Raw genomic sequence first — 11,787 nt, 5'->3', positions numbered from 1 at the left:
TACATTAGAATAAGAAAAGTAATAATAACCATTCCAATCCACAGCCGCATCCACATCTTCTACCTACTCTACATCCATTATTTGATCTAAATCTATTATTTGATCTACAGTTGCGAGAAGAACAAAATCTACAACTTCTTTTTTTATTAAAAACGAAAGTTATTTTTATAGTTTTATCTTCATCACAAATAAATATTTTTGGGAATCTGCATAAAATTTGTGATGTACGAGGATTATTCGAAGTTACAATCACGCAAAATTTCTTAGGTTTACAACCTTCACTTGTTTTGACTGGTCTTAAATTTGAAAGAGATATAGGTCCAAAACTTTCACATCCAAATGGACTTATAACGGCACGACTAAATTTAACAATAACATTAACAATAATATCATTATCACTATCAGTCATACAAACTGGAAGAGTATTCCTTATTCTTTGTGCTTCTGCACGGCTACAACAGTTAAAAATCATATTATACTTAGCGGGTGTACCTTCACAATGAGCAATTCTTTTTAAACATACTTTCATAATTCTGCCCCCTATTTCATCTTAGGGATCCAAATAACTAACTAGGTAGTATTATTATCTTTTGGCACTGCCCACCTTTGGTGTCACACTATGCTTCGTCAGTAAATATAGCTAATAATAACAATATTAATTGCCTTTACTTCCTTGCCATAGTACAAAAAGCCTAATAATCTTTGACTAGTTATTTATTTTACGATTCCTTAAAGTTTAGTTTATATACTCCATACTATGCTAATATAATTTTTCTGATATTTAATTTTCAATATTTCTTTCTAATTTAGAAATTTATTAGAACAACCCTTCTATTTTACATGTATATGGCTAATTTTTTTAAAATGGATTATATCATTTTTACATAAAATCCATTATTATAAACTTCTTTATCATATTTAATTTCTATATTTGAACATAATTTTTTATCTTCCTTTGAAATTACAAATTTTATATCATTTATAATTACTGTTATATCATTATCTCCTTTAAAACTAGAATAAATATTATATGCTGGCTTTCCACAACCATTTCCTACAACTTTAATTCTTGCATAATCCGCACTACTACTTTCAATTAAATTTAATAATCCAATTTTTGTTTTTTCATCAAACTTTATATTCATTTCCATTATAAAAACTCCTCTTTAATTAGATATTTTAGCATTTGTTATTCACCCACTAATTATACTAAAAATAGATTTAATAAAATAGTTTAATATATATAATAGTAAACTATTTCATTGTTTCAGCAATAGTGTGATTAATCTATTAATTAAACATTTTATATCCCTATAAAGTATGTTATAATATTTATTGTTATTATATTTATAATTTAAATTTTTATTTTATAAAAAAAGGAGTTTTTAGTATGGGTTTCAAAGATAAAATGACTAAGCATTTTAGTGATGCATATATACAAAAATATGGAGATAGAATGACTAGTGCTAATGGTACAGTTCTTTCAGTTAAAATCGAAGAAAAAAGTTTTCTTGGAATTATACGATCAATTGCTGTTTCACTAGTTTTAAAGCCAGATCAAGGAAAACAAATAATTAAATGCGCATATAGAAAGAAAAGATGGTTCAAAAAGCCAGAATTTATAGACATAAAACCAGGTCACAAATTAATAATTATGGGTCTTAGTGGTGAAAAAGGTAAAGAGCATAGTGAGGTTATAATAGCTTCAAATATAGCAAACTTAACAACTAAAAAAGATCTTCAACCCTTTGATCATAGCCAACTAAAAAAAGCTAGACAACAAGCAACGAAAATGAAAGCTAGATAAATTTTATCTAGCTTTATCTTAAAAAAGCCAGTCAAAATTTTGACTGGCTTTTTATTTTTTAGGATTCTTAGTTATCTCCCCAAAAATGCTTTATTAAAATTTGAATAGTTCCATATCATTAATAGCCTTTTCTACTAATTCATCTATTGCTAATACTGATTCTGACTTTCTAATTAATTCAAGCTTTGGCTTAATTTTTGGGTGCTTTGGAACAAATATAGTGCAACAATCTTCATAAGGTAAAATCGAAGTCTCAAAAGTTCCTATTTCCCTTGCAACCTTAATAATATCCTCTTTATCCATTGCAATTAATGGTCTAAATGCAGGTCTATCAGCACAATCATCACTTACTATTAACCCTTCCATTGTTTGACTTGCAACTTGGCCTATACTTTCCCCAGAACAAACTGATTGGACTCCATTTTTTTCAGCAACTCCGCAAGCTATTCTCATCATAAATCTTCTCATTATAATTGTAAGTTCATCTTCTCTACACTTATCCATAATCTCCATTTGTATTTCTGTAAATGGAACTACGTATAAATTAACTTTTTCTGTGTAGCTTGAAAGTATTTTTGCTAAATCTTTTACTTTATCCTTAGCTCTTTCTGATGTATATGGGTGACTATGATAATATACACAATGAAGTTCAACTCCACGTCTTGCCATTTGATACCCTGCAACTGGCGAATCTAAGCCTCCTGATAACATAAGCATAGTACTACCATTCATTCCGTAGGGAAGCCCACCTGCACCCTTAATTTTGTCCTTATTTGTATATATATAAACTTTTTCTCTAATTTCAATATTCACTCTACATTCTGGGTTCTTAACATCTACTTTTAATTCTCCTTGGAAGTTATTTAATACATATCCTCCAACTTCTCTTGATGTTCCAAGCGAATCAGTTTGGAATAACTTATTTGCTCTATTAGTTTCTATTTTGAAAGTTTTTTGGTTAGCTTCTATAACCTTTCTTAAAGATTCTTCTTTTATTGCTTGCATATCTCTTTCAATAACTGTTACTATACATACTTCTGCAATTCCAAATACTCTTCTTACTCTATCTGCTGCTTCTTCAATATTTTCAGCTTCTATAAAATATCTTCCTTGATCTGAAATTATCTTAAAGTCTAATCCTTTTAATTTTAATTTAATATTATTTCTTAACTGCTTTTCAAACTTCCCCCTATTTTGCCCTTTTAAAAATATTTCTGATGCGTATTTTACTAATATTAATCTATTCATTATTTACCTCTCCTTAAAAACATTAATGATTTTTGTAACACTTCTATTGTTTTATCTATTTCTTCTTTTGTATTTTCTCCACTAAATGAAAATCTTATTGCACTTTCTATATCTTTATTTGATAATTTTAAGGATTTAATAACATAACTACCATGTACTACACTAGTTTTTGAAGTACATGCAGAACCTGTTGAAACATAAATATCTTCTGATTCTAATAAATGAAGTAATGTCTCTGCCCTTACTCCTCTAAAAGAAACATTTAATATATAAGGTGAATAATCATTTGTTATCGGACTATTAATTCTTATATCTTTAATTCCCTCTAGTTTTTCTATCATGTATCCTTTTAAAGCCCAAGCCTTATTATAATTTTCATCACGCCCTGATATAGTAATTTCTGCTGCCTTTTGAAGTCCCATTATTGCAGGTAAATTTTCTGTCCCTGCTCTCATGCCCTTTTCCTGACTTCCACCTTTTATTAAAGAGTTTAAAACTAAACCTTTTTTTAAATAACAAAAGCCTATACCCTTAGGTCCATGTATTTTATGAGCTGTTACAGATAACATGTCTATATTCATTTTTTTAACATCAATAGGTAACTTTCCATATGATTGAACTGCATCTACGTGAAATTTTGCCCTACTGCTTGTTTCTTTTATTAATTTTCCAATTTCCTCTATATTTTGAATTGATCCAATTTCATTATTTACGTGCATAATTGATACTAAAACAGTATTTTTACATATGCTTTTCCTTAAATCCTCTAATGAAATCATTCCATTTTCATCTACATCTAAATATGTAACTTCAACACCTTTTTCTTCTAATTCAATACAAGTTTTAAGTATTGATTGATGTTCAAAAGCAGTGGTGATTAAATGATGTCCAGGTTTAAGTAAACCCTTTAACATTAAATTATTTGCTTCGCTTCCACTTGATGTAAAATATATTTCATCTTTACTTGCGCTTATAGTTGATGCTAAATATTCACGAGACTCAGTAAGTCTCTTTTCAGATTTAACACCTAATTTATGAAGCGAAGATGGGTTTCCGAAAAACTCTTTCATAGATACACAAACTTCATTTATAACTTCATCATAAGGTTTAGTTGTCGCACTATTATCAAAATAAATTTCCATATATTATTTTCTCCTTATAAGTCATTAAAACTCTGACTATTATGTTAAATATTTAATTCATATTAGTTCACTATGTTTAATAGTATTTATACTATATCAGAAATTAATTATTTAATAAAGTATTTTAATAAATTAAGACTGCCATACAAAATGAGTATGGTAGCCTTAATTTATTTCTAGACTTCTATATTTCCTTCCTTATTTAACTCAATATTTTCTTTGCTCACAAGCTTATTTTTTTGCCTCATACTTAATACTTCTACTCCCTTAAAAGCACATATCAAGAATGAAAAAGAGACAATATACCCATATCTAACTTGCTTTTCAGTTATTAAATATAAAATAATAAATCCTCCATAAATTAAATAGCTTAAATCTAACTCTTTATTTCTCTTCTTATCATATAATCCTATATACATTAAAATTAGGACAATTGAAAATAACAATTGGGTTCCTGGAACTACGGCATATGCATAAGCCGCTACCTTATTTGTATTAGCGCTATCTAAGGTAGCCCAATGATATGCTAAGGAATCTCCACTGCCCCAAAGAACTGCATATTTTATAAAATAAAATGCTATTACTACTATAACAGGTGGTCCCGTTAATCTTTCTTTAATTATTTCCCTGCTAACTTCCGATATCTTTTCTTTATCATAATTATACTTTTCTGGAATTGCTGCATCTGCTTCATTCCAGCTTCCTAAAGCTAAAATATTTGTTCCTTTTAAAACAGAAGTTATTTTAGGCTCAGAGCCATTCCAAAGTTGGTACTCTGAAACCTTCATGGATACTAATATATTACTAATTAATATTAGTGGTAATATATAGGCCATAATTATCTTAGCTAAAGACCTTATCAATTTCTGTTTTGTTTTATATATTATTAAATACATTATATACGCTACTAAAATTACACTCCCAACCATTCTAAATAAATTTCCAAAAGATAGTGAAAGTCCACATAATAATAAATAATTATTATTTAAACTTCCTTTTATTACTCTTATAAAAATATATATACTTAAAATATAAAATGGCATTGCAATATTTTCAGAACAGGTAACTGAGTTGTACATTATAAAAGCAGGATATATTATAGCTATAAGCAAAGCATATAATCCATATTTTTCATTAAATATTTCTTTTATAATTAAATATATTAAATATGCCGATCCAATAGATAATAAAACATTTATAAATTTCACAACAAATAATGGATTCGGAAACAGTATTTGAATATACCCTAAATAAAGCATAGTTATAATAAGATGTGGAAACCTGCCCATATATGAGGTCCCTTGCATTGCCGAATAATCACCCTTAAAAGCATTTGGGGCTAAGTCCCATATCAAGCTAAAATCAGATGCAGGTAATGTTTTTACTGTGCATATCCACAAAAACCTAAACAAAAATCCTATTAATAAAAGAATCCCTATTAACTTTATATTATCATTTTTTATGTAACATTTGTTAATTATTTTTACCCCATAAAATATAAACCCTCCAATAGCTAATGTTATTATTAATGATAATATTAATAATAATATATAGCTTGTCTTATCTTTATTGGCATAGTATAAGGTAACTAAAAAATATGATGCTATTGTTAAAATAACTGAATAAGCAATAAGTACTGGCATTATAATTTTTAATCCTCTGTTCATTAGTTTAGAAAAACTACAACTTAATTTATCCATATTTCCCCCTTGATTATTGTAACTTTATCTAATTATACCATATTTATCCCTATTTATAATAATAAAAAGAAAAGTAAAACACTTATAAAAGTATTTTACTTTCCTTTTTTGCAAAATATCAAAACTCTCATAGAGAGATTTAAACTAATTAAATTATCCTCTAAGCAAAGCTACTCTTTGCTATTCCATAGCAATAAAATCCACCTTTTCTACATTTGGTATTTTAGCTAAATCTTCAAGTAAAGTTTTTATATCTCCATCTAATGATGATATATCTACTGTTAATGTTAGACTTGCCGCTTCATTTATTGGTATGCTTTGGTTTATTGTTAAAATGTTTCCACCTTCTTCAGATATATAATTTAATATTTCTGACAAAACACCTTTTTTATCTTTTATAATCATGCTAAATGTTACTTTTTTCCCTTGAGATGTTTCTGCAAATTCAAAAACAAAATCTTTGTATTTATAATAAACGCTTCTACTTATTCCAGCTGTTTTAGCAGCTTCAGTAACATCCTTAACTTTACCATCTTTTAAAAGATTCTTAGCATTAACTACTTTTTCATAAACATCTGCAAGTACTCTTTTATCAATTACTAAATAATTATCCTTCATTAGTTTTCTCCCTTTAAAATAACAGCCCCAGGATTATCTACTTTTAATTCTACTACATCCCAATTTATATTATTATTTTTTAAGTACTTTTTTATACCTATTAAAAAATCTTTATTATCATCTTTTATCATAGTCATAATAGTTGGCCCTGCACCACTTAAAAAACAACCTACTGCCCCAAGTTCATATGATTTATTATATACTTCATCATAATGATTAATTAATTTACTTCTATAATTTTGATGAAACATATCATCACATGCATATTTCAAAAGCTCATAGTTTCCAGTTGAGAAACAAGAAACCATTAAAGCTGCTCTGCCTACATTATAAACTCCTTGCTTTAAGGATATTTCTCGTGGCAAAATTTCTCTAGCTTCCTTTGTTGATAATCTGAAATCTGGAATTAATCCAATAAAACTAATTCCAGGTTTTATATGAACTTTATTATATAGAGACCTTCCATTATCTATTATAGCCACAACCATATCTCCAAACATAGCTGGTGCCACATTATCTGGATGTCCTTCCATTTCTACTCCAATATTGAAAAGTTCATCTTTGCTAAATTTATTTTCCGCAATACAGTTTGCTGCAACAAGTCCCGCTACAATACAACTAGAACTTGATCCAAGCCCCCTTGATATTGGTACACCCTGCTTAATTACTTTTATTTTTAAACCTTTAGCCTTATAATTAGCTTTTTCAAAACACTTCATCATAGCTTCATATATAATATTCTTTGTGTTACAAAATTCTTCTGGAATTCCCTCAAACACTAGCCCAGTATCTACTTCGGAAATTTCATACTCATTATATAAATCAAAAGCTATTCCTAAAGAATCAAATCCTGGCCCCATATTTGCTGATGTAGCCGGAACTCTAACCCTTATCATTATTATTACCTTTTAAATATGAAAGTAATGCCTCTTTCATATTACCACTATCCCATACCTCATTATGAAGAATAGGCTTTTTATCTAATTTTTGTAAGTTAGTTGGAATATTCACCCCTGTATATTCCTTTAACTTATTTACAACTTCGAAATCATTTATTTGCGCTACATCTAGCCCTAGTGCAGTGCAAATACTTCTTGGAAATTTATAAGGACTAGCTGTTGATACTAATAGGTATTGCGTATTATCACCTGTTTCTTTTACATACTTTTGATTAACTACATAAGCAACAGCTGTATGAGTATCCATTAAATATCCTTCAACCTCATATACGCTTCTTATAGCAGTATAAACTTCATCCTTAGTTGCATATTCTCCATAAAAATCTTTTAAAAATTCTTTATAATTTTCTTTAACAGTATATATTCCATCATTATTTAATGAATCCATTAAATTTTTAACTTCCTCACAATTTCTATTACTGGCTTCAAATAATAATCTTTCTAAATTAGATGAAACTAGAATGTCCATTGACGGTGATTCCGTAAGTTTAAGTTCACGACGTTTGTCATATACTGAAGTTTTAAAGAAATCTGTTAACACTTTATTTTCATTAGATGCACATATAAACTTAGCTATAGGAAGGCCCATTTCCCTAGCATAATATGCAGCTAATATATTTCCAAAGTTTCCTGTTGGAACTACTACATTTATTTTATCGCCCTCTTTTATTTTTTGCTTATTGACTAATTGTAAATATCCGTAGAAATAATATACTATTTGTGGTATTAATCTACCAATATTAATAGAGTTTGCAGAAGATATTATATGCCCCTTATCTTTTAACTGTTCTCTAAAATTTTTATCTCCTAAGATTTTCTTTACCCCAGTTTGCGCATTATCAAAATTTCCATTAATGCCTATAACTTTTAGATTTTTCCCTTCTTGAGTAACCATTTGCTGCTTTTGCACTTCACTAACTCCATTTTCAGGATAGTAAACTACAACTTTAAAACCTTCTACATTTTTGAACCCCTCAAGAGCTGCCTTTCCAGTATCCCCAGAAGTAGCTGTTAAAATTACTATTTCTTCTTCAACACTACAATTTTTTTTAGCCCTCTTCATTATTTGTGGAAGAAATAGTAATGCGGCATCTTTAAATGCAGAGGTTGGTCCATGATAAAGCTCTAGAAAACTTTTCTCTTCTTTAACCTGAAATTTACCTTTATAGGCTTCATCTATAGCTTTTTTTAGTTCCTCTTTTTTTATATCTGTGAAAAACTTACTTATTATTTCATTAGCTAAATCTTCATAACAAATATTTGTTCTATTTTTTATTTTTTCATAAATTCTAGGGAATTTTTCAGGAACATATAGACCTCCATCACTAGCAATTCCATTTATAATTGCTCTTGCGGATAAAATGTCTTTTTCAGCTCCTCTTGTGCTAATAAATCTCATATACCCACCCCAAGTTTTTTTTGATTTTTACATCTATTCTTTTATTTTCCATCCTATTATATTATATTATCATGTCTTTTATTTGTGCACAAGTGTTTTTCACAGAAACACAATTTATTTTTAAAAATATTAGTTTTTTCCCTATTTATGGCACTAAAAGAAAATAATATACTAGCCAATTAATCTTTTTTAAAGTGTCTTATTTAATTTCTAAATTAAATAAGAGTGATAAAAGTATATTTTTTTACTTTTATCACTCTATTTATTTCCTTGCATCTCCCTAAGACTTGTTTAAAATTATTTTTTAGATTTTATAAGTAAGTATACACTATTTATAATGAATATTACTCCTGAGAAAAATAAAACAAGCATCCATTGTCCTATATTTAATGCTACTGTATTAAATACCCCTGATAAAAATGGTATATAAAGTATACTTAAGACCATTATCATTGATATTGCAACAGAACCTACAAGCCATGGGTTTGAGAATATCTTTATTTCAAATATTGAATGTCTTTCTGATCTACATTCAAAGACATGTAAAAGTTGTGATACCACAAGAGTTGTTAATGCTAGTGTTCTACATGTAACTAAATCATAATTATAATATCTGCCTACCATAAATGATAACAGCGTGCATATACCAATTAAACATCCTCTTACTACTATTTTTGACCAAAGCCCTCTTGCAAAAATACTTTCTCCTTTTGATCTTGGTTGTTGATCCATAATGTCCTTATCTGCCGGATCCACTCCAAGTGCAATAGCTGGCAAACCATCTGTTGCTAAATTAACAAATAATATTTGTATTGGAGTAAGTGGATTTGGTAAGTAGAAAAGAGTTGCCAAAAACATTGTTAAAACTTCTCCTAAATTACAAGATAAAAGATATCTTATAAATTTTCTTATATTATCATATATAACTCTACCTTCTTCTATAGCCGAAACTATAGTTGCAAAATTATCATCCATAAGAACCATTGCTGCCGCTTCCTTAGTAACATCTGTTCCTGATATCCCCATCGCTATTCCAATATCAGCTTCTTTAATTGCAGGCGCATCATTAACTCCATCACCAGTCATTGCCACTATATTATTTCTTTTTTTAAATGCTTTAACTATCCTTAATTTATGATTTGGTGATACCCTTGCAAATACCCTTACATTATCAACTTTTTTCATTAACTCTTCTTCACTTAATTTCTCTATTTCATCACCAGTTAAAACTTGATCATCGCTACTGCAAATATTTATAGCCTTAGCAATAGCTAGTGCAGTATTTTTATGATCACCTGTAATCATAACAGGTTTTATTCCTGCAAGTTTACACTTCATAACCGCATCTCTAACTTCTAGCCTAGGTGGATCCATACTTCCAGCCACCCCTAAAAATACAAGCCCATTTTCTACTCTCTCATTTTTAACTAATTCCTCATCTTTATAAGCTGCTGCAATACACCTTAAAGCCCTATTTGACATAGATTCAATATATGATGCAACTTGCTTTTTCTTTTGAGGAGTTAATGGTTTTACTTTCCCCTGCTCAAGAATATGGGTACACTTATCTATTACTCTCTCCGGCGCACCTTTCATGTAGCAAGTTTCTTTGCCATCCTCTCTCATAATAACTGTCATCATTTTTCTAGTTGAGTCAAAAGGAATGTCAAATACTCTATTTGCATTTACTACAAAGCTTTCAAGTAATGGAACATCCTTAAAAAAACCTTTAATTAAAGCTGTTTCTGTTGGATCTCCATGCAAAGCCTCTTCTATATTTTTAACTTTAAAATTATAATTACAGTCATTACAATAAATAAATGCTTTCATTAACATAATATGTTCTGCAAGCTTTTCCTTTTCTAATTCATATATTTTCCCATTCATATACATTTCTTTTACAGTCATTTTATTTTGTGTTAATGTTCCTGTTTTATCAGAACAAATTACTGAAGTACATCCAAGTGTTTCCACAGCTGGCAACTTTCTAATCAATGCATTTCTTTTAAGCATCCTTGAAACCCCTAAAGCTAAAGCAACAGTTACAATAGCTGCAAGCCCTTCTGGAATAGCTGCAACTGCAAGTGACACTCCAAGTAAAAACATTTCAGTTATATCATTTCCACGCATTATGCCTAAAACTGTTACTACTACACATATAACTAGGCATAGTGCAACTAAAACTTTACCTAAGGAATCTAATCTTTCTTTAAGCGGTGATTTTTCTTCTTCTATATTATCTAATAAATCTGCTATTTTACCCATTTCTGTTCTCATACCAATGGAGTCAACTAGCATTATACCTCTACCTTTTAATATAGTAGTTCCCATAAAACATTCATTTTTACCTTTTCGAGTATCTTTTGATACTCCAGCTGATTCCCCTGTTAAAAGTGATTCATCAATCATCATCGATGAAGCTTCAATAAAAGTTCCATCTGCCGGAATTCTATCTCCAACTTCAAGAATAACTAAATCACCAATAGTTAATTCTATTGAATTTAATACTTTTAGGGAACCATCTCTTATAACTTTACAAGTTGGAGCCGCAAGTTCCTTTAATGCCTCTAGAGATCTCTCTGTTTTATATTCTTGAACAAACCCTAAAATAGCATTTACAACTACTATTATTAAAATAGTTATTGCATCCGCTTTATCCCCAATTATTCCTGAAATTACAGTTGCACCTATTAGTACCCAAACTATAAAATCATTAAATTGTGCTAAAAATATTACTATTGGAGATGTTTTCTTTTTATGTTTTAACTCATTTAATCCATAGTTTATGCTTCTTTTCTCTGCTTCTTTTGTAGTTAGTCCACGACTAACCTCTCTTTCTTGTATCACTGATTTTCCTCCTTAAATAAGGGAGCTTAAATAAAATAACAAATCAAATATTGTGACTAGTTATTTT

10 protein-coding genes are annotated in these 11,787 nt (G+C 29.0%); 1 reads left to right on the top strand and 9 read right to left on the bottom strand.

Annotated features, from left to right (window positions below):
- Positions 1-4: 4 nt before the first annotated feature.
- Positions 5-529, bottom strand: coding sequence for a hypothetical protein (locus tag BLS77_RS13050; RefSeq protein WP_089970624.1), 525 nt, complete (start codon positions 527-529; stop codon positions 5-7).
- A gap of 340 nt (positions 530-869) precedes the next feature.
- Complete coding sequence (locus tag BLS77_RS13045) at positions 870-1,151, bottom strand: hypothetical protein (RefSeq protein ID WP_242873988.1); 282 nt, start codon at positions 1,149-1,151, stop codon at positions 870-872.
- Positions 1,152-1,390: 239 nt separating this feature from the next.
- On the opposite strand from BLS77_RS13045, the gene BLS77_RS13040 reads away from it, so the two are divergent.
- Positions 1,391-1,807, top strand: coding sequence for a hypothetical protein (locus tag BLS77_RS13040; RefSeq protein WP_089970621.1), 417 nt, complete (start codon positions 1,391-1,393; stop codon positions 1,805-1,807).
- 93 nt (positions 1,808-1,900) lie between these two features.
- Here BLS77_RS13040 and thiI read toward each other — a convergent pair whose 3' ends face one another.
- The 7 genes from thiI to BLS77_RS13005 all read right to left on the bottom strand — a co-directional run bounded on the left by thiI (position 1,901) and on the right by BLS77_RS13005 (position 11,720).
- A complete protein-coding gene (thiI, locus tag BLS77_RS13035) occupies positions 1,901-3,055 on the bottom strand; it encodes a tRNA uracil 4-sulfurtransferase ThiI (RefSeq protein WP_089970618.1) in 1,155 nt (384 codons plus the stop codon).
- Positions 3,055-4,197: a cysteine desulfurase family protein gene (locus BLS77_RS13030; RefSeq protein ID WP_089970615.1), complete on the bottom strand. Its 1,143-nt coding sequence runs from the start codon at positions 4,195-4,197 to the stop codon at positions 3,055-3,057. Before BLS77_RS13030 ends, thiI begins: the two co-directional genes overlap by 1 nt.
- A gap of 176 nt (positions 4,198-4,373) precedes the next feature.
- Entirely contained in the window at positions 4,374-5,897 is a 1,524-nt protein-coding gene (locus BLS77_RS13025; RefSeq protein WP_089970612.1) for a glycosyltransferase family 39 protein, read from the bottom strand.
- 180 nt (positions 5,898-6,077) lie between these two features.
- Positions 6,078-6,515: an ACT domain-containing protein gene (locus tag BLS77_RS13020; protein ID WP_089970609.1), complete on the bottom strand. Its 438-nt coding sequence runs from the start codon at positions 6,513-6,515 to the stop codon at positions 6,078-6,080.
- On the bottom strand, positions 6,515-7,411 hold the full coding sequence (gene thrB / locus BLS77_RS13015; RefSeq protein ID WP_089970607.1) for a homoserine kinase: 897 nt from the start codon (positions 7,409-7,411) through the stop codon (positions 6,515-6,517). Before thrB ends, BLS77_RS13020 begins: the two co-directional genes overlap by 1 nt.
- Positions 7,398-8,873 (bottom strand): threonine synthase, encoded by a 1,476-nt coding sequence (gene thrC, locus BLS77_RS13010; protein ID WP_089970604.1) that lies wholly within the window; start codon positions 8,871-8,873, stop codon positions 7,398-7,400. The genes thrB and thrC overlap by 14 nt, the downstream gene beginning before the upstream one ends.
- Before the next feature lie 297 nt (positions 8,874-9,170).
- Positions 9,171-11,720 carry a calcium-translocating P-type ATPase, SERCA-type gene (locus tag BLS77_RS13005; protein ID WP_089970601.1) on the bottom strand — a complete coding sequence of 850 codons (2,550 nt, stop codon included), beginning with the start codon at positions 11,718-11,720 and terminating at the stop codon, positions 9,171-9,173.
- Positions 11,721-11,787 lie beyond the last annotated feature (67 nt).

Origin of the sequence: Clostridium gasigenes, assembly GCF_900104115.1 — a bacterium.
Lineage (GTDB): Bacteria > Bacillota > Clostridia > Clostridiales > Clostridiaceae > Clostridium > Clostridium gasigenes.
This window is presented reverse-complemented; position numbering and strand designations above follow the sequence as displayed.

Excerpts from the sequence above, each read along its gene's own strand:
- BLS77_RS13050 (WP_089970624.1), bottom strand. The coding sequence starts at position 529 with ATGAAAGTATGTTTAAAAAGAATTGCTCATTGTGAAGGTACACCCGCT.
- thrC (WP_089970604.1), bottom strand. The coding sequence starts at position 8,873 with ATGAGATTTATTAGCACAAGAGGAGCTGAAAAAGACATTTTATCCGCA.
- BLS77_RS13045 (WP_242873988.1), bottom strand. The coding sequence starts at position 1,151 with ATGGAAATGAATATAAAGTTTGATGAAAAAACAAAAATTGGATTATTA.
- BLS77_RS13040 (WP_089970621.1), top strand. The coding sequence starts at position 1,391 with ATGGGTTTCAAAGATAAAATGACTAAGCATTTTAGTGATGCATATATA.
- thiI (WP_089970618.1), bottom strand. The coding sequence starts at position 3,055 with ATGAATAGATTAATATTAGTAAAATACGCATCAGAAATATTTTTAAAA.
- BLS77_RS13030 (WP_089970615.1), bottom strand. The coding sequence starts at position 4,197 with ATGGAAATTTATTTTGATAATAGTGCGACAACTAAACCTTATGATGAA.
- thrB (WP_089970607.1), bottom strand. The coding sequence starts at position 7,411 with ATGATAAGGGTTAGAGTTCCGGCTACATCAGCAAATATGGGGCCAGGA.
- BLS77_RS13025 (WP_089970612.1), bottom strand. The coding sequence starts at position 5,897 with ATGGATAAATTAAGTTGTAGTTTTTCTAAACTAATGAACAGAGGATTA.
- BLS77_RS13020 (WP_089970609.1), bottom strand. The coding sequence starts at position 6,515 with ATGAAGGATAATTATTTAGTAATTGATAAAAGAGTACTTGCAGATGTT.